Below are 19,150 nucleotides of genomic sequence, written 5' to 3' on the forward strand. Positions count from 1 at the left end.
ACTCCACGGAGGCGACGTGCAAGCACCCGATCAGCAACCCCAACCAGGGCCGGACAACGTACCGCAGAATCTGCATCGTTTGGGCGAGCTGGCCCATAATCTCTGGTGGAGTTGGAACGCCGCCGCCAGGCAATTGTTCGAGTCCATCGATCCGACCTTGTGGTTTCTCACCCATCACAACCCGGTGCAGTTATTGTCCGGCGTCAAGCCCGAACGACTGATGGCCCTGGCCAGTGATCCGCACTTCGTCCGCCAATACTCAGCCGTCCTGCGTACCTTCGACGAGTACATGAGCGACAAAAAAACCTGGGCGGCGACGGAATTTCCGGCACTCCAGAGCGCTCCCATCGCGTATTTTTCGGCCGAGTTTGGACTGCACATTTCGATCCCGATCTACAGCGGAGGACTTGGGATCCTCGCCGGAGACCATTGCAAAGAGGCCAGCGACCTCGGCATTCCCCTCATCGGCATCGGATTCATGTATCCGCAAGGCTACTTCAAGCAACGCATCACGCCGGAAGGTTGGCAGGAAGCGACCTATGCGCCGTTCAACCGCCATGATTCGCCCATCCATCAGGCGCTGACGCCGATCGGGATTCCCTGCTCGCTCAAGGTTGAGATCGGCCACCGTCAGGTGACGGTGCTCGTCTGGCAAGTCCGCGCCGGTCGCATGTCGCTGTACTTGATCGATACCGACGTGCCGGAGAATACGCCCGAAGATCGCGCACTCTCCGCGCGGCTCTATGGCGGCGACCAGGAAACGCGTCTCTGCCAAGAGTTTCTGTTGGGCATCGGTGGAGTGCGGGTGCTGCGAGCGATGGGGAAAAATCCTGCCGTCTGGCACTGCAATGAAGGACACTCCGCCTTCCTGACAGTCGAACGGATCCGAGAACTGGTCACGGCAGGCCACAGTCACGCAGAAGCCAGCGACCTGGTCAGACAGAGCACCGTGTTCACGACCCATACGCCGGTTCCCGCCGGCCACGATATCTTCCCGTTTCACCTCATGGATCGTTACTTCTCCAATTATTGGGGCCAACTCGGGTTATCGCGGGAGGAGTTCTTGCGACTCGGAGAAACTCCGGAAAGCAAAGGCCACGGGTTCAACATGACGGCCCTGGCCATGCGGTTATCGGCTCACCTCAATGGAGTCAGCCGGGAACATGGACGAGTGTCCAGGAAGATGTGGCAGCACCTGTGGCCCGGTTTAGCCGAAGACCTGATCCCGATCCGCAGCCTGACCAACGGAATCCATGCCCCGACGTGGATTTCTCCGGAAGCCAACTCCTTATATGCGAAATACCTTAGCCCCAACTGGGCCGAGCGAATTGACGATCATGCGATTTGGCAGCGGATCTCCGACGTGCCGGACGCCGACCTCTGGGAAGTCAGACAGACGACCCGGCGAAAGCTCATGCGGTTCATCCGCGAACGGGCGAGGGACGGCTGGATCCGAGGACACCTCCAGCCCATGCAGGCCATCGCGCGCGGCACGCTGCTGGATCCGGAGGCCCTCACGATCGGATTCGCCAGACGATTCGCCACCTATAAACGGGCGACACTGTTGTTCCGCGACCTCGAACGGCTGAAGCAATTACTGCACAATCGGTGGCGACCGGTCCAAATTGTGTTCGCAGGAAAGGCGCATCCGGCCGACGAGCCGGGTCGATACTTCATCCATGAAGTGCTCAGCTTCTGTAACGACCATAAGCTGGGCGGCCACATCGCTTTCCTCGAAGACTATGACATGCATATGGCGAAATACCTCGTGCAGGGCGTCGATGTGTGGCTCAACACGCCGAGGGCGCCGCTCGAAGCCAGCGGCACCAGTGGTCAGAAGGCTGCCCTCAACGGTGTGATCAATCTCAGCGTCTTGGATGGCTGGTGGCAGGAAGGCTATAACGGCGCCAATGGCTGGGGCATTCAGCCGTTGCCGGATGGGACGGATGCCCACGCTCAGGATCACCATGACGCCGAGCAACTGTTCCGTTTACTGGAACAGGAGGTCGTGCCGCTCTTCTACCAACGTGATCTTGACGGCACCCCACGCGGCTGGCTCCAGATCGTAAAAGAAAGCATCAAGACCATTGCCCCTCGGTTCTGTACCAGACGGATGGTCAAGGAATACATGGAGCAGATGTATGCACCGGCCACCGCACGTACTCCGTCGAAATGGTAGCGTGATCCGTTTGGTTCTGTCGCGTCGGCATGGTGCGCTCCTCTCTTGGGCTTTGGGCATCGTCCTCGGTCTTCACGGAGGGCTTGCCGCCTCCTCGGTCTCCGCGGCCTCCTCACCGCCCAAACCCGCCCTCACAGCCACGGCACGGCAGGCTGCGGCATTCTACAAGTCCGGCGAATACGACCGCGTGCTGCAGCTGCTGCAAAGCGTGGCTCCGGGACAAGAGCCGGATCGCGAGATGATTCGGTATGCGCTGCTGAGCCAGGTGAAACTCGGCAAACCGGAAGAGGCTTTCAAGCTCTACCTCAGGCTAATCCCCGCCGGCCAACCGGATGATCCAGCCTTGTTGCGTGATGTGGCCCGGAGCTTCATTCTCAGCCGCGTCCGCGACTCCCAGGAGCACGTTCGTATCGCAGCCTACACTGCCTTGGCGGAGATCGGTGACAAGGACACCTTACCGCTCTTGGAGGATGGGCTACTGGATTCTTCGGCGCTGGTCCGTGCCCGCTCCGCCGAGGCCATCGGCCGAAGCGGGATGGCCGGACATTCCTCAGCTCTCAAGCGAACCCTTCGCGACGAGGCTCCGGGGGTTCGGATAGCGGCCATCAACGCGCTCAGTGATGCCAAGGTCTCTGGCATTACCGAGCAACTGACGGAAATCGCACGGATAGACGAGGGGCCGGAATCTATTTTTGCATTGGCAGGCCTGTACAAGTTGGGCCGAACAGACGTGCTGATCGACATTTCGAATGCAGCGACCCTCCCTGACCCGGAAGTCCGCATGGCCGCCATCGGGATCCTGGGTCGGCTACGCCGGCCTGGCAGCCTCTCCATTCTGAGTCAAGCTGTGTATGATCCCCACCCTGCCGTCAGGGCCTTCGCAGCTGGTGCATTGGGTGAGTACGGAAGTCCGGAGGGCGTCGCTCCTCTGACCCATTCACTGGGCGACGACAACCCGCGTGTCCGCAGTGTAGCCCTCACCAGCCTTGGCCGTCTGGCCCTGCCTGAAACTCGAAGCGTCATTCAACCGCTCTTGCGTGATCCCGACGAGCAGGTCCGGGTCAGCGCTATCGAAGCCATGCTGCGATTGGGGGACGCCACAGCCGTCCTGAATGCTGCCGACCTCGCTCGCCATCCCGATCCCTCCGTGCGCGGAGGAACCGCACAGGCGTTAGCGGTCGCAACAGCCCCCAAGGCCCTTACCGTGTTGGAAAGTCTGCTGAAAGATCAACAACCGCTCCCCCGCCTCATGGCCGCCCGCGCCCTTGGGAAGTCTCCTCTCAGCACCGTGATCTCTCCTCTCAAGCTCGGCCTGCAGGATTCTGACGCTGCCATTCGAATCGCCTCTGCCGGAAGCCTCCTCCAAGCACTGGCAAGGACGGGTAAATCGGGAAGCAGCCGTTAAGGCTTGTCTCGATACCCAAACTGCTTAAGGGGTCTGCGTAGGGAGAGAGAACCTATGACGTTCCTACGCCCAGGCTGAGAATTTCGCCTGGGCGCAAGAGATTTGCGGAGCAGGTCGAGGGACTACACGGTAGCTGGCTGTTTCTTCCATTTGGCGAGGATACGCTCAACGCGCATCTTCACCACGAGGTCGTTGTCTTTGAGCAGCGGCTTGATGGCCTCGCGGCCACGTTCATCGCCGATGGCCTCCAGCGCAGCGGCAGCCGTCAATCGGATAAACCAGTCCTTGTTCTGCAGCATTTCGATCAAGGGATCGATCGCTTCCGGAGACTTGATGCGGCCCAAGGCAATAACAGCCTGTTTGCGCACCAATTCTTCTTTATCCTTCAACGCTTTGATCAATCCAGGGAGAGCCGGTTCACCCAAGTTGACCAGCGCATCGGTCGCATCCTCCATGAATTCATCGTTCCGCAGTTGCTGTAAGAGCGGCTCCAACACTCGCTCATCGCGGATCTTCCCAAGTGCGGTAATCGCAGCCTTCCGCACATCCCAATCGCGCAGCAACTTCAGCAGGACTTCAACGGCCGGCGATCCGATCTGCCCGAGCCCTTCTACAGCCACTTCACGGACCTGCCAATCTCCATCACGTAGCGCGTTGGCAAGGGGCTCCACACAGCGTTCATCACCCATTTCCCCGAGCGTAATCGCCGCTTCGCGTCTCACCACCCAGTCGGGATCCTGCAGAAGATCGATCTGGATATCGATCTCGTCCTTGACCTGTTCTTCTTCCAGCGCGACATCCTGAACGGCCTCCGTAAGGTCTTGAGCCGCACCTTCCGTGTCGGACGACGCGATGAGCTGATCTGAAACTTGGTCGGTCAAGGCCTCGTCGGTGTCTTCCATATTCTGACCGGCAAGGGCCGGGGCCTGAGGCCGTTCTTCATTGCGACCAGATTGTTCCATTGTGATGTCCCTCATGTGACAGGAGGTGGAAAATGTTACCCGGCAGCCTCGGTTTTCCCTTCAGCCTTCCCCGCCGCCTGCTTGGCACGTAACGCCATAGACCGTCGCTTACGCTGGACCCGTTTCAAACGTTTACGCAGAGACCGGACGGCAGTGCTGTCGGCGGATTTGCCTTCCCCGGTTCCCAGCCCGGTGAGTTTTTTCTTCAGTCGAGTTTCGTCCGTTTCAGCGGTTGGTTTCTTAGCCATCCAGCCCTTCCCCCCAGCGTTAAGTGGCAACAGTTGAACAACGGCGCAGCACCTACGGGCGTCGCCTGAGATCGGGCAGTCTAATCAACTGCAACAGGGAGTGTCAACTGAGCGAAGGAGCAGTCGCCTGATTACGCCACGACGAGTACCGGAACGGTATTATGAGCAGTATGGTCTGCGGCCAACATGCTGCCGATTCGTCGCTCCCGTCGAACGTAAATGGCTTCTTGCGGCAACATGCGCATGGGAAGCGCTGGACCCTGCAGATCGCCGCCAGGCCGACCAGATTGAACGACCTGACGTTCGTTCATGTTCAACAAGACACCCGCCACCACTGGAAGTGTCTGCGGGGGCAACGGCATGACCGGACGATGGTCCGCTACCACCTCGACTTGGACGGACGCTATGCCTGCATCCACCATCCCCAGTTCTCGAGCGGCGGCGTGAGAGAGATCTAACATGCGACCCGCGACATAGGGGCCTCGATCATTGATTCGAACTTGCACGGACTTTCCGTTGTGGACGTTCATGACACGGATCATGGTGCCAAGTGGTAACTTGCGGTGGGCAGCAGTGTAGGCGGTCATATCAAATAGCTCACCGTTGGCCGCGAGTTTTCCGTGAAACTCTTTTCCGTACCATGAAGCCACGCCGCGGTCCTTGATGCCCAAGTCCAACGAAAAGTCTCCTTTGGGAACCGAGGAACAGGCACTCAGGAGGAGAAGACCGGTCAATGGAACAACCGTACCGGCCAGTTTGCGTCGAGACCACTTCTGAAAGGTCTTTTCCATCTTCATAGAAGTACCTCACATGAAAGTCTGAGCAACACAAGGCCTCAGCCTACGAGGGAATCTCCTCGGCGACAATCCCGCCCGAGTGGTGGCGTCCCCCCTACAAATGGACGAGGGGGAGCCTTACCGAAGTTGAATCGTGCGGTCCTCGAACTTGGTCTTCATGACAAACCGCTCGAAGTTCTTCTCCAAGACCTCTGAGAGAATGGCCTCGCCATCTTGCGGATCAAACCAAAACACATTCTCGTAAGCTCCCGAGTGCGCATCAGTCCGTGACAGAGAGCTCTCGTCCTCACGATTGCTGGCTTGAATCACCAACTTGCTTTTGGCCTCAACGTCGGTCAAAAGGAATCCCTTCTTCGCATCGACGGCCAACTCCAAGATCTTCCCCGTGAGCACGATGTCGGGGCCGCCCTCACTCGAAGGAGGAACTGTTTTCGCGTACTGCGCCTGCCACCCCTTCCGCTTGAGATAGGCCGCAAACACCTGAGCTGTTTCTTCACCTGCATTTCCACTTGAGACATTAAAGGGCGTCTCTCCGCCCCACATCGAAGTCCGGCTGCCGATCCTGGTCCGATCGGCCCTTCCATCCTCAAACGGGATGACAACAACCTTGGGTCCCGTCATTGCCCTGACAGGCTGGGCAGGCACACTAGACTCGGCGGACGGCTTGGGGGTCAGATTCATTGGAATGACATCGTTTTTCCCGGAGCAGCCCAAGAGCAGCAACAACCCTATTGCCGTCGTCGCAGACAGCCCACACGATCCATGCTGTCGAATCATAAAAACTCCTTACCTCCTAATAGGCCACAGACCTGAACGTTACAGATTGAATGTGATTTAATGGCGATGCAGCACGATCGAACGAACAACCAAGCCGTCGCGCGTCTTGCTGTACTTCAAGGTCACGTCATCCCCCGGGCGAAGGCGATCGAGCCCGATGCGCTTTTTCCCCAGCAGAATGGTCGAACCTTGCTTGAGTACTGCGCCGACCACGATCTCTTCGGATGAGCCGCTGACGCTACGCACCATGATGACGGGGGGATCTTCGGACGGGCTCACGGAAGCTACGGTACCTCTGATCTCGTGGATCTGACTTCCTGCCGCATAGACCGAGCTCAGCAAGCTTCCCAATCCGGCCACAAGCACACAGAGGATCGCGCCGATCACCAACAGGCCCAGCAGATTTGTCCGTGACTGACTCATGCGCACCAGGTACCGATGCCATCCGAACGTGCCCGACTCGCACCACACCCAGAGAAAAGTCGCGAAACTTTAGCAGTTACGCATCACAGTGTAAAGCCAAACAGTCGAGACCCTGCCCATCGAAACAGGCCGCGTCCGTCTCTTGACTGCATACCAGGCTGCCGGTAATATCCGATTCGGTTTGCCACACCACGTGCCGAATCAACGAACAGCAGGACTCAGCCGCAGGCAGCCGTCCACCTCGACTGCATGATCGACGTTCGCAATATCACGAAGCGGTACGGGCACCTCACCGCCATCGACCGCGTGACGTTTCGGGTCGACAAGGGCGAAGTCTTGGCCTTTCTCGGCCCGAACGGCGCCGGCAAGACCACGACCATGCGGATTCTCACCTGCTTCATGCCCGCCACCGAAGGCACGGCAGAGGTTGCGGGGTTCAATTGCGCCGACCAGCCCGACGAAGTCAAGAAGCGAATCGGCTATCTACCCGAAACCCCGCCGGTCTATCAGGAACTCACGGTCTCGGAATACCTCTCGTTCGTCGGAAAGTTGCGCGGGCTGAGCGGAGAGAAACTGACGCAGGGCATGGATCGCGTGATTGAACGCCTGTCCCTGGGATCGGTTCGAGGACGACTCATTGCGAATCTCTCTCGTGGGTATCGCCAGCGTGTCGGCCTCGCCCAAGCTTTGATTCACGATCCGCCGGTCTTAATCCTCGACGAGCCCACGGTGGGCCTGGATCCGAAGCAAATCATCGAAATCAGAGAATTGATCAAGAGTTTAGCCGGCTCGCACTCCGTCATCTTGAGTACCCACATCCTGCCGGAAGCCACCGCAGTCTGCCAGCGCGTCGTGATCATCCACGGAGGCCGGATCGTCGCAGAGGACACGCCGGAGCAGTTGTCGGCACGCCTGCGCCGTTCCGAAAAGATCAGCGTCACCCTCAAAACCCCTCCGGCAAACGTCCTGGAGCGGCTCCGAGAGGTGGAGGGGGTAGAACACGTGTTGACGACCACGGACAACGGCACCTTTCTCATCGAATGCGCGTTGGGCAAGGACATTCGAGAAGAAATCGCACGATTCGCAGTTGGACAGCAATGGGGCCTACTGGAGATGAAACTGGTCTCAATGACCTTGGAGGACGTGTTCCTACGACTGACCCAACATGAAGAGGGGCTGCCCCAGCCGGGTGGGGTCGGCGACAAGGAGTCGCACTGAGACCATGACACCGGTTGAAGTCATCATAGCGAAGGAGTTGCGCTCCTACTTTGTCTCCCCCGTCGTATATGTCGTAGGCGGGGTCTTTCTGCTGACTTTCGGGTTTTTGGCCTACCTGTATATCGTATTCACCGGGGCCCAGGCCATCCAGTTGATGCAGATGCAAGGGGGAACGGCTCAGATCAATCTGAACGACCTGGTCTTCCGCAACCTTTTTGCCAGCATGCGCTTCGTGTTGTTGCTGATCCTTCCGATCCTGACCATGCGTCTGCTCGCCGAAGAACGGAAACTCCGCACCTTTGAATTTCTGATGACCGCCCCGGTGCGAACCATAGAAATCGTCGTGGGGAAGTTCACGAGCGTCTACCTGGTCTTTCTCGGGATGCTGCTGGTCACAACCCTGGTGCCCCTGACGCTGGCCCTCTTCAGCGACTTCGACTGGTATCCCGTCTTGACCGGATACCTGGGCCTGGCCCTGTTGGGGAGCCTATTCCTTTCGGTCGGCCTCTTTGCTTCCTCCATCACCGAAAACCAGATCGTCGCGGCCTTCACCAGCTTTGGATTGCTGCTGATGTGTTGGCTCTTGGCGGGACTGGGCGCATTACTGGGAGATACCCTGGCTGGAAACGTGGTGTCGTACCTGTCGTTCATGGAGCACTATGACCACTTGGTGCGGGGTTTGGTGGACACCAAGGACTTGGTCTATTACGTCAGCGGAACCGCACTCATGTTGTTCCTGGCCCATCGGATTGTGGATTCGTCGAGATGGAAATGACGCCTACGCGTTTGCCCATCGGTGTCATCGCGGTCGGGTTGGCCACTGCGGGGATCATCGCCTACTCGCTGGCTCCCGATGCCCTCTGGTTGGTGACGGTCTTGGAAGGGTCCGCCCTGGCCTGCTTGATCTGGCTCTTCGTTACCCAGTTCGAGCGGCTCAAAAAGTTTTCCGCGCAGCGCTCCACCCGCATGGGTGCGAACAGCGCCATAATGGTCCTGCTGTTCATCGCCATTCTCGCCATCGTCAATTTCTTAGCTGCACGTCATTCGATCCGGTGGGATTTCTCAGAGAACCAGAACTACACCCTGGCACCGGAAACCTATCGCGTCCTCCGTAATCTGCCCCGGGACATCAATATCACGGTGTTTACCAGAGAAAAGGATCCTGGCTACCAGGCCTATAAGGAACGCCTCGACAGCTACCGGCAATTCAGTCCGAAACTCACAGTACAGTTCATCGACCCTGAGCGGCAGCCGAAGGTGGCGCAAAATTACGGCATCATGCGGACCGATGTCGCCATCTTCGAAAGCGGCCCCCAGTCCGTCCGCATCAGTTCTCCCGCGGAGGTCGAAATTACCGGGGCCCTCCTCCGCGTCTCGCGAGACAGCCGAAAGCGCCTGGTCTTCCTGGAAGGTCACGGCGAACGCAACCTGGAGGACAAAGATCGTGGCGGACTGGCCCTCACCAAGGATGTCTTGCAAAAGCAAGGCTATGATATCGGCAGCCTATCCTTGCTTCAGGAAACCGCTGTACCCGACAACACCGATGTGCTCATCATCGCGGGGCCGCGCCGGCCGGTGACGAAAGACGAGCAGGCCAGGATTCAATCCTACGTCGCCAAAGGCGGGCATGTCATGGTGTTGGTCGACCCGGAGACTCAAGCAGACCTCGACGACCTGCTCGCCGGATGGGGGCTGGAACTGGGACAGGGAGTGCTCGTCGACCTCCAGGACCGACTGGCGCAGGGCGACCTGACCGCTCTACTCGTGCGGACCTTCACCGAGCATGAAATTACCCATGAACTGACCTCCGCGGTCTTATTTCCGCTCGCGCGTCACCTGACGTTCCACGAGGACAAGGGCAAGGACTGGGATTATGTCCCCCTCGCGCGAACTTCCCCCCGAAGTTGGGCCGAAACTGAGATGAAGGGGAAAGTCGTCAGTTTTGACGAAAAAGAGGACGTGCAAGGCCCCCTCGCCCTGGCGGTCGCACTCACCCCGAAACAGACTCCGGAAGAAGGCAAGCCCCGCCCGGCGGTGGTCGTGGTCGGCAACTCCTCCTTCGCCAGCAACGGCTTCATAAACTTCCCCGGCAACAGCGACTTCTTTCAGCGGGCGATCGGCTGGCTGTCGGAAGAACGTGACCTGATCTCGCTGACTCCCAAGGACCCGGCGCTCCGCCCCTTCGTCCCCAACCCCTTGCAGGAACGTATCCTCCTTTACGTGCAAGTGATCTTTCTGCCGGCCATGACCGTCCTCGGCGGACTCTTGGTCTGGCGGCGACGGCGCCGGCTGTAATCCATGACGCGCTATTGGCCCACGCTACTGATGGCGGGTGTATTCGCGGGGCTCGGCCTGTACCTCTATTTCATCGAACTGCCCGAGCAGCGGACCGAAGAACACACCGCCGCCGAAGCCACGCGCATCGTGCCCTTCAACGAGGCGGAGATGACTTCGCTCATCGTCAAGAGCCAGGGTGGAGAGGTGACCCTGTCTCAGGCCCCAGGACAACCTTGGAGCATCACGGCCCCGATCCGTAGCGATGCCGACCAGCGCCAAGTCCAGGCCCTACTCCGCGCACTGGTGACCGGCAAGGTATCGCGCCTCGTCGAAACGCGCCCCGCCTCCCTCGTGCCATTCGGATTGGACCATCCTTCCACCGTCGTCACCATCGACACGGGCACGAAACAGGAGACGCTTTCGATCGGCGATGCCGGGCCATTGTCCTCCACCCTCTATGTCCTGCGAGGATCGGATCAGGCCGTGCTCCTGACCGACCTGGCGCCCAAGGACTTCTTGAACAAGACGCTCCTGTCGTTCCGACGCAAAGAACTCTTGCAGTTCAGCACCAACGACGCGGAGCGGCTCCGCCTCACCTACCCGACCACCGAAATCGTGCTCTACGCTGTAGACGAGAAGCCGAAAAAAAAGTGGAAGATTCGGTACCCGATCGAAGCCGAAGGCGACCGCACCGAGGTGCAGGCCCTGTTGTTTCGTCTGGAGGACCTGAAGGCGCTGGCCATCGTTGATCCCGGCCCCGAACGGGATGCGCTTCTGCCGCTCCTGGTGAAACCCAAGGTCAAGGTCGCCCTGCAGGCCGCCGGCCCCGAACAGACCGTGCGGCTCTTTCAGCCGGACCCGGCCAGCGGCGAGGCCTACGCCCAAACCACGCCCGACGGCCCGATCTTCAAGGTCAGCCCTTCCGCCATCAAGGACCTGACGAAGGACCTGTTCGCGCTGCAAGACAAGCGGCTCCTGGGTGCGGAGATCAACGACATCGCCCTGCTCTCGATCAAGACGCGGGATGAGCAATACGTGCTGGTACGCGACCAAAACGAATGGGTACTCGAAGATCGGCCGACGACCACATTGCGCCAGGATGTGGCTGACCTGCTCGTGAGTCGGATCGTCAACCTGCCGGCGGAGGAACGGGTGCTCAAGCAGGCCGGTCCCCTGGCGCCCTACGGCCTCACCGCACCGGTCGCGGAATTCGTCGCCACAGGGAAAGACGGCCGCACCGTCGGACGCCTCGCGCTGGGCAGCCAGGTCGGCGGACTCGTGTACGCCATCGGCCAGCGCATTCCCGGCATCTTTCAGGCCCGCCCCGATCTCCTGACCCAAATTCCCTCGCGACCGACCCTCCTGGGGCAGTCCCACGAGCAGGAGACCACACGGTAAACAGACGCACGGAGGTGTTTCCAGTCGAGGGAGGTTTGTGCTACTGTGTGCGCGCTATTGCCCTTGGATAAAGTGATAAAGGAGGATCCTTCAATGAGGTACTTGCAGTCTCACAGTGCACTCGTCTTGTCCTTATCGCTGCTCATCCTCAGCGCCTGCGCCACGCAAGAAGGCACTACCAGCGGTTCGTCTGCCGCCGGCTCCTCGATGAGAGCTGCCACACAGACCGACCCACTGCAAGCCTGCCTGGCCCGCATTCCATCGGGTGGCACAGCCGGCACACGCCAGTTGGCGGAAGAAGCCTGTCAACGCGATGAAGCGCTCCGTCAGACGATCGCCGGCACCGCCGCCGTCAAGAGCGGGAATCGCGCCGCCGCCGGTGCCGCCGGTGACACGTTGGAAGCCTGCCTGGCCCGAATCCCTACGGATGCGTCCGCCGGACAGAAGATGCTGGCAGAGGAAAGCTGCAAGCGCGATCAGGCGAACCAACGGTAACCTGCCGCTCCTCCCCGTTGTTGCGCCTTCCGCCTCGGCAGCCGTCGAAGGCGGGAGGCGCGTATCCCCTCAGGAGGATTCCACCTCGACGCTCCACCAACCGCTGACCAGGGCAAGGAGCAACAGGGTGAAGGAGATGCCGACGACCGCGCTCGCAGCCCCCCACGACTCCGCCACCCACCCGAACACCGTCATCCCTGCCATCGAGGTAGTTGTCGCAATAGCCGTGTACAGCGCCATGACCCGCCCCACCAGAGTCGGTGGAGCCACTTCCTGCACCATTCCCCAGGCAATCGGCGTCCAGCCTCCGAAACCGGCGCCGACGCAGGTGACCAACAGGGCAGCAATGCGAAATTCCTGAACCCAGACCAACATCAGCGCCGACGCGCCGCTCAACAAGGCAAACAGCACGACGGTCGAGAGCCGCCGCCGAAGACTCCAGCCGCTCAACCGAATCAAGCCCAGCGAGGTCAGGCAGAGTCCCACCCCCAGCCACGACCAGAGATACCCCACCTCGACCGGACCGAGCTCGAGGAGATTCCGTCCGAACACCGGAAACAATGTGGTGAAGGCGCCCGCGGCAAAGGTATAGAGCGCCGCCAAGAGCACCAACCACAACAGCCGACGTTCGCCGGCAAGGATGTACCACAATCCCTCCCACAGGGCATGAAGAACCTGCCGCACTCCGCCTTCCTCGCCCTTGCCTGCGCGCCCCTCGCTCAACCGGATCGGCAACAGCAGCAACGCGGACAGGAGATAGGTCCCTGCATTCATGCAGAGCACGTCCTGCGACCCGGAAAAGGCGATGCCGAGCCCGCTCAAGGCCGGCCCGATGATGATGCCGAGACTGGTCGTCCCTTGGAGCAAGGCGTTGGCCGCCGTGTACTGAGACCGCCGCACCATGAACGGCACCGACGACGACAGTGTCGGAACGAACAGCGCCGTCGCCACGCCGTACAGAAAAGTCAGCGCATAGAGGGCATCGACCGTAAACTGCGCGACGGAGATCCAGCAGGGGATCAGGCCGATTAAGAGCCCACGGGCCAAGTCGCTGCCGATCAGGATGGCCTTCTTGGGAAGGCGATCGACCATCACTCCGATGAACGGCCCCAGCAGGATAGGAGGCAACGTTTGTAAGAGCCCGATCACGGTGGTTTTGAGTGGTGACCCGGTCACGGCGTATACAAACCAGAGCAGGGCGAGCTTGCTCACTCCATCGGCCACCTGGGAGAGCACCTGACTCCACCAGAGGAGTTGAAAGTCGCGCGTCAGCAGCCACCGATGGGGGTGCCCCGCAGCGTCCGCAGACCGCTCCGTCACGGCTGTCACCAGGCTGTTTGACGGGTGCGGGATGGTCCGATCCTCCTGCATGGAGAGCACCGAGTCGAGGACCGGAGTCGAACGGTTATCGAGTCCGCCCTCACGGTACCGCGATCGGGCTCTGGGTGCATCTCGCGCAATACACGGCGACCGCAGCGGTCATCAACAAGACCACCCCGAGCCCCATCAGGCTCGCCGCCGGCCCCAAAGACTCCGCCACCCAGCCGAAGCCCGTCATCCCCGCCATGGCGGAGGCCATCGAGCCGACGCTGAAGGTCGTGAGCACTCGACCGATCAGCGGTTCCGGAGTCACTTCTTGCAACAGAGCCCACACGATCGGATTCAGGACGGCCGTACTTCCGCCGACGATGATCACGACGGCCGCGGCAATCAACGGTTGTTCGAGGAGACTGAGACTGCCCACCGCGATGCCGCCCACCGTCATGCCCCGAACCACGATGCGCAACCGACCCTGCATGTCGTTCTGTTGTTTCCACGCGAGCCACGTCGAAGCCACCAACATCCCCACGCCCAGCGCGCTCCACAACCAGCCTAATTGCACCGGCCCCACTTGGAGAAACTCCTTGGCATACACCGGCAGGATAAACACAAAGGCGCTGACGCCCAGGTTGTACAGCGAGGAAATGACGACCAGCGTGAAGACCATGGATCGTCGGCCGAACACGAAACGGAATCCCTGCTTCAGGTCACCCCAGAGCGAATGGGCCGACGTCGAAGAGCCCACCGCCTGTGTCACGAAGTGAATGGGCATCAGGCACAACGCTGAGATCAAGAAGGTACCCGAGTTGATGAACAGCGCACGCTCCGATCCGATCAGTGCGATGAGCAGACCGCTGATCGCCGGACCGAATAACATTCCCAAATTGCCGGTACCTTGAATGAGGGCGTTGGCCGCAGTCAGTTCGGACGGGCGGACCAGCAAGGGCACGGCGGACACCAAGGCCGGTCCGAACACGGTCGAGACGATCGAAGTGACGAAAATGAGGAGGTACAGCCGCTCGATCGACAGCGCGTCCACGGCGTACAGTGCCGGAATCAGAAAAGTCAGGCCGGCCCGAATCACGTCCACCCACACCATTACCTGCTTCTTGGGCCACCGGTCGAGATAGACACCGATCACCGGACCGAACAACAACGGAGGGATCGTCTGCAACAATCCCACCATGGTCATCTTCATGGCAGACCCCGTTAACTCATACACGAACCAGAGGAGGGCCACCTTATTCAGGCCCTCGCCGATTTGCGAGGTCACCTGTCCCCACCACAACAATCCGAAGTCTCTGGTTCTGATGAGGCGCCAGCCTCTGTTGTTCGGCTCCGTCGATGAGTCTTGTGCCATGACGATTCCTCCCCGGTCATGACTGTGGGTGCGGGCTGTGTACCCCGCACATACTGCTGTTGTGCCCACCTTAACCAACCGTACGACGAGGAAAAGCTGGGGAAGCCCCTGGAGGTCCGGCATCACGAACCCTCGGCGGAGGCCGAACTCGATGAGGAAGGCCCATGACTAGGGCCTTACCTAGTGCAAGAGAGGCGCCGGGCTGCATAGGGTGATACTCATCAACAGTCGCGGACATCGAGAGTCGCCGATGGGTCGCACGTATTCACTCCGGGCCGCAAGACAAGAAGGAGGTCGAGAGATGTACAACCAGGATTCGTCTAATTGGTCCGCCTTTATCGCAGGAGCCTTCATCGGCGCAGGAATCGCCTTGCTCTTGGCGCCGCAATCGGGACCGGAACTTCGGTCCACCCTTCGGGACTATGCCGCTCGGGCCAAGGATGAACTCGACGAAGCCACGGAACAAGGGCGCGCCGCCTGGGACCGCGCCGTCGAGCGGGGACAAGAATATGTGGAAGGCGGCAAACAGACCTTGCGCAAGGCAGGCCAGGCCGCACGCGAGTTTGTGGACGAGACCGTGCAAAGCGCAGAAAAGACCGTGGAAGAAGCCTCCTCGCGCCGAGGGTAAGCGCTATCTCAAACCGATGCTCGACAACTAGAGAAGGAGAACCATCCCATGATGACCCGCATGACTCACATAATGTTCGGCTTGGCCCTCGTGACGCTCGTCGGCTGCCAATCCACCACCGGCAAGACGGCCGGGCAAACCATCGACGATGCCTCCATCACAGCCGCGGTCCATTCCAAGCTGGCTTCGGACCGTCTGTCGAACTTCACCCGCATCGACGTCGACACAGAACGGGGTGTTGTCACGCTCAACGGGGTCGTGGGGACCGCCGAGCAGAAGATGCGCGTGGCCGAACTGACGCGCGAGGTGAACGGCGTCCGGACAATCAACAACAACCTTCAAATCCAACCCCAGTAACGAGCCCCGTAGACTGTGCGACCGTTCCGACGGAAAGAAGGAGGCATGTCATGAAGCATCGTCGCACCCTCGTGGTTCCAGTCCTCACCGCCGTCTTTCTGACGGGGGTGGCCTGCAGCCATACCATTCCCAAGAGTTCCTCTCAACCGGTGCCGCCGCCCATTACGAGCGCAGTTCCCTCCTTCACTGCGATGGCGAAGGAGGACGCACCGGCCCCGGTGTCGCACGTGCCGGTTCAGGTCAAGACGGATCTGACGCCCATTCAAACGGCAATCCGCCAAGCCGTGCCGGATCGTCTTACGGAGACAGGGCATCCTTTGGAACAGGAGTTCCGGTGGACGTTCGTTAGGACCGGCGAGCCTCACGTACACATCCAAGACGGCCTAGTTGCGATCCATGCGGAGTACAAGGGCGACATCGAGGCGCGTGGGAGTTCCCGCGCCTGCCGATTGGATCCCGTCTATGCGACGCTGGACGCCACCGGAACACTCCTACTCGTGCAAAGCCGCGAGACGCTCTCCTTTGCGTTCGACCTCACTCATGCGGCAGTCGGTACGAAACCGGAGAGCGATGCACGTTGCAATATGTTCAACCGGTCTATCAATGAGCAGTTGCCGGAGTTGTTCAGCCTGACGCAGGTCAAAACCGCCATGGTGGACGCTGTGCATCCGGAGGCCTTCGGCATTCCGTTCCAACGCATCTGGAACAACCTAGAAGGCCCCTTGTCGATTCCCGTGGCCTCCTTGAACACGCGCGCCTGCCTGTACGGCAATCCGCGGGAAATGCTCGTGAGCCAACAGAAGGGAACCGTACAGGAGACGGTGATTGTCGGCACCGCCAAACAGATGCCGTTGGTCACCTATGAGGCGGCCTGTTCGGAAGCGGCTCCCACCGTGGCGCTCGTGAGCTCCGGTCCGGCCTCCACGGAGAAGAAGCCGTACGTGATCCTCGCCAAGATTCCGCTCTCCTATCAACAGGTATCGCACCAGCTCCAGGGCAAACTGTTCCATCAGACGATCTTCTTGGACTCGGCAACCTCCGATGCCGCCGTCATCGAGCGGGTCTCCGCCGCCGATGCCAACGGACGGGTCCTGCTCACGGTCGAGACGGCCGGAGACCTCAAGGGCACCATCTACTACTGGGGCACCCCACGATTGGATGATACCGGGAAGACCCTCACGATCCCCGATTTGCAGATGGCGAATGAATCTCGAACCGCCATCGATTCCATTCGCGTCGGATATTGGCAGGCCGTGGACCGCGAACTGCAGCCCAAACTCCGGCAGGCAATCGCCATAGACCTGTCCAACCAAGTGGATCGGTTGAAGCAGACCGTCACCGGAAGCCACCGGTCCGGGGACCTCACCATGGATATTCTGGTCACCAGGCAGCAGCCGGATCAGGTGTGGTCCTCCACGCAAGGTATCACCGTGTCCATCTTGCTGGAAGGCACGGCTAACGCCACGGGTCAGATGACGCTCGAAGGCCAACCGCCCCGGGCCATGCTGCGGGGTGAGAGTCGCTGACGCTCAGCGGCCGGGTCGAGGGTGTCGAATCCACCCTGGCCCGGCCCGAGCCCTGTCCGTCCGTCCATCAGGGCCCTACCCAGTATGCGCCCCGTCGCTTCCCTGCTACGTTCAGTATCGAGATCCCGCCGGGCTCGAAGGAAGATGAGAGGGAGGCGATCCATGGCGAACGCACAATCCATTTCAAAGGCCCATGAAACGGTCCGCATCTTGCGCAACGACCATCGTCAGATTTTAGCGCTGTTCCACCTGTACCTCGCGGCGCCCGCAGATTCCCGGCAAGCCACCGTGGACCACATTCTCGAACTGATCGAGGAGCACTTCCACAGGGAAGAATCGCTTCTGGCCGACGGATCGCGACCGCGCAACGATCAAGAGCGGAAACTCCTGGGACAGGTGCTCATGGAACACGAAGAACTGCGGGCCATGGTCGACGAACTCCGGCGATCGGAGGCGGACGACGACCAGGCATTGGACGAATTTTTTGAAGACACGATGCGGGCGGCGCGCGCGCACTTCATCACGGAGGAGCGGGATCTCTTCCCACACCTCGAAACGCTGGCCGTCTAGCGCGCACCATGGAGTTCTTCACTTCAACGCCCCTGGTAAAAGGGAGAAGGAGCCTCACCCCATGCGGAGCACCCCCATACGATTCGCAGTGGTCGGCCTTGGACATATTGCCCAGGTTGCGGTCCTGCCCGCATTCGCCCATGCCAAGTCCAACGCACGCCTCGCTGCGCTCGTCTCGGACGACGCGGTCAAACGTCGCGTACTCGGCAAGAGCTACGGCACCCCACACACCTATGCCTATCGCGAGTACGACGCCTGCTTGCGCAGCGGCGAGATCGACGCCGTGTATATCGCCCTGCCCAACAATCTGCACCGCGACTTCGCCCTAAGGGCCGCAAGGGCCGGCATCCATATCCTTTGTGAAAAGCCCTTGGCAGTGACCGCCGCCGATTGCCGCGCGATGGCGCGGGCCGCCGACCGTCACGGCGTCAAGCTCATGGTGGCCTATCGACTCCACTTCGAGACCTGCAACCTGCGCACGATCGCCCTGGCCCAGTCCGGGCAGCTGGGAGACCTGCGTCTGTTTCACTCGGTCTTTACGCAGCAAGTGCGTCCAGGCGATATCCGCTTGAAGCATCAGCTCGGCGGAGGCCCGCTCTACGACATCGGGATCTATTGCATCAACGCCGCGCGGTATCTGTTCCGCGACGAACCGATCGAGGTGTCGGCCTTTCTGGGCAAGGGCGACCGCCGATTCCAAACGGTGGAAGAATCGGCATCCGTCCTCATGCGTTTTCCGCAAGATCGATTGGCCACCTTCAGCTGCAGCTTCGGCGCGACGGACGAAACCATGTACGAGATCATCGGCACGAAGGGTCGCGTCCGCGTGGAGCCGGCCTACGAATATGTCGGAGGGTTGAACGCCGCCATCACGATCGAGGGGACGACGAAGCGTCAGACCTTCCAAGCCGGGGATCAATTCGCGCCGCAACTGATCCACTTTGCCTCCTGCATTCGGCAGAACCGCGAACCGGAACCGAACGGCCTGGAAGGGCTGATCGACGTGCAGATCATCGAAGCGCTGCACCGATCGGCCCTTCAAAGGCAGCCGATCACACTCCGCCTCCCGACCAAACGGATCAGGCCGGACATTCGGTTGGCTATGCATTATCCGCCGGTGCCGAAACCCAAGGAGGTCCACACGAAGTCCCCTACGCTCTAGCAGAGGCGGGGATGCGGCGGAAACGGACTAGGGCTTTGCCCAGTTCAG

The 19,150-nt window shown here is 60.4% G+C and carries 19 protein-coding genes; 12 read left to right on the forward strand and 7 right to left on the reverse strand.

Annotated features, from left to right (window positions below):
- The first annotated feature begins 16 nt into the window (after positions 1-16).
- Entirely contained in the window at positions 17-2,179 is a 2,163-nt protein-coding gene (glgP, locus tag HRU82_04910; protein ID QOJ34329.1) for an alpha-glucan family phosphorylase, read from the forward strand.
- Entirely contained in the window at positions 2,142-3,584 is a 1,443-nt protein-coding gene (locus HRU82_04915) for a HEAT repeat domain-containing protein (protein QOJ34330.1), read from the forward strand. The genes glgP and HRU82_04915 overlap by 38 nt, the downstream gene beginning before the upstream one ends.
- A 122-nt stretch (positions 3,585-3,706) precedes the next feature.
- Here the strand turns inward: HRU82_04915 and HRU82_04920 are convergent, their stop codons facing one another.
- From HRU82_04920 to HRU82_04940, 5 genes are all read right to left on the reverse strand, one after another.
- Positions 3,707-4,546 (reverse strand): HEAT repeat domain-containing protein, encoded by an 840-nt coding sequence (locus tag HRU82_04920; protein ID QOJ34331.1) that lies wholly within the window; start codon positions 4,544-4,546, stop codon positions 3,707-3,709.
- A gap of 35 nt (positions 4,547-4,581) precedes the next feature.
- Positions 4,582-4,794, reverse strand: coding sequence for a hypothetical protein (locus HRU82_04925; protein ID QOJ34332.1), 213 nt, complete (start codon positions 4,792-4,794; stop codon positions 4,582-4,584).
- A gap of 131 nt (positions 4,795-4,925) precedes the next feature.
- Positions 4,926-5,591 (reverse strand): septal ring lytic transglycosylase RlpA family protein, encoded by a 666-nt coding sequence (locus tag HRU82_04930; protein ID QOJ34333.1) that lies wholly within the window; start codon positions 5,589-5,591, stop codon positions 4,926-4,928.
- A 117-nt stretch (positions 5,592-5,708) separates the two neighbouring features.
- Entirely contained in the window at positions 5,709-6,368 is a 660-nt protein-coding gene (locus HRU82_04935) for a hypothetical protein (GenBank protein QOJ34334.1), read from the reverse strand.
- A gap of 57 nt (positions 6,369-6,425) precedes the next feature.
- Entirely contained in the window at positions 6,426-6,791 is a 366-nt protein-coding gene (locus HRU82_04940) for a hypothetical protein (GenBank protein ID QOJ34335.1), read from the reverse strand.
- 249 nt (positions 6,792-7,040) lie between these two features.
- Between HRU82_04940 and HRU82_04945 the strand changes: the two genes are divergently transcribed.
- The 5 genes from HRU82_04945 (at position 7,041) to HRU82_04965 (ending at position 12,179) form a co-directional block, all read left to right on the forward strand.
- Positions 7,041-8,009 carry an ABC transporter ATP-binding protein gene (locus HRU82_04945; GenBank protein QOJ34336.1) on the forward strand — a complete coding sequence of 323 codons (969 nt, stop codon included), beginning with the start codon at positions 7,041-7,043 and terminating at the stop codon, positions 8,007-8,009.
- Between the two features lie 4 nt (positions 8,010-8,013).
- Positions 8,014-8,784, forward strand: coding sequence for an ABC transporter permease subunit (locus HRU82_04950; protein QOJ34337.1), 771 nt, complete (start codon positions 8,014-8,016; stop codon positions 8,782-8,784).
- Positions 8,775-10,304, forward strand: coding sequence for a GldG family protein (locus HRU82_04955; GenBank protein QOJ34338.1), 1,530 nt, complete (start codon positions 8,775-8,777; stop codon positions 10,302-10,304). Before HRU82_04950 ends, HRU82_04955 begins: the two co-directional genes overlap by 10 nt.
- A 3-nt stretch (positions 10,305-10,307) precedes the next feature.
- A complete protein-coding gene (locus tag HRU82_04960) occupies positions 10,308-11,684 on the forward strand; it encodes a DUF4340 domain-containing protein (GenBank protein QOJ34339.1) in 1,377 nt (458 codons plus the stop codon).
- Positions 11,685-11,777: 93 nt separating this feature from the next.
- On the forward strand, positions 11,778-12,179 hold the full coding sequence (locus tag HRU82_04965; GenBank protein QOJ34340.1) for a hypothetical protein: 402 nt from the start codon (positions 11,778-11,780) through the stop codon (positions 12,177-12,179).
- Positions 12,180-12,248: 69 nt separating this feature from the next.
- On the opposite strand, the gene HRU82_04970 is transcribed toward HRU82_04965, so the two are convergent.
- Positions 12,249-13,550: an MFS transporter gene (locus HRU82_04970; protein ID QOJ34341.1), complete on the reverse strand. Its 1,302-nt coding sequence runs from the start codon at positions 13,548-13,550 to the stop codon at positions 12,249-12,251.
- A gap of 49 nt (positions 13,551-13,599) precedes the next feature.
- Entirely contained in the window at positions 13,600-14,859 is a 1,260-nt protein-coding gene (locus tag HRU82_04975) for an MFS transporter (GenBank protein ID QOJ34342.1), read from the reverse strand.
- Between the two features lie 301 nt (positions 14,860-15,160).
- Between HRU82_04975 and HRU82_04980 the strand changes: the two genes are divergently transcribed.
- The 5 genes from HRU82_04980 to HRU82_05000 all read left to right on the forward strand — a co-directional run bounded on the left by HRU82_04980 (position 15,161) and on the right by HRU82_05000 (position 19,102).
- Positions 15,161-15,487 carry a YtxH domain-containing protein gene (locus HRU82_04980; GenBank protein QOJ34343.1) on the forward strand — a complete coding sequence of 109 codons (327 nt, stop codon included), beginning with the start codon at positions 15,161-15,163 and terminating at the stop codon, positions 15,485-15,487.
- A gap of 48 nt (positions 15,488-15,535) precedes the next feature.
- On the forward strand, positions 15,536-15,844 hold the full coding sequence (locus HRU82_04985) for a BON domain-containing protein (protein QOJ34344.1): 309 nt from the start codon (positions 15,536-15,538) through the stop codon (positions 15,842-15,844).
- A gap of 50 nt (positions 15,845-15,894) precedes the next feature.
- On the forward strand, positions 15,895-17,370 hold the full coding sequence (locus HRU82_04990) for a DUF4403 family protein (GenBank protein ID QOJ34345.1): 1,476 nt from the start codon (positions 15,895-15,897) through the stop codon (positions 17,368-17,370).
- A 162-nt stretch (positions 17,371-17,532) separates the two neighbouring features.
- Positions 17,533-17,940 carry a hemerythrin domain-containing protein gene (locus tag HRU82_04995; GenBank protein QOJ34346.1) on the forward strand — a complete coding sequence of 136 codons (408 nt, stop codon included), beginning with the start codon at positions 17,533-17,535 and terminating at the stop codon, positions 17,938-17,940.
- 61 nt (positions 17,941-18,001) lie between these two features.
- Entirely contained in the window at positions 18,002-19,102 is a 1,101-nt protein-coding gene (locus tag HRU82_05000; protein QOJ34347.1) for a Gfo/Idh/MocA family oxidoreductase, read from the forward strand.
- Positions 19,103-19,150 lie beyond the last annotated feature (48 nt).

It is taken from the genome of Nitrospira sp., assembly GCA_015709715.1.
In the GTDB taxonomy this organism is placed as follows: Bacteria; Nitrospirota; Nitrospiria; order Nitrospirales; family Nitrospiraceae; genus Nitrospira_A.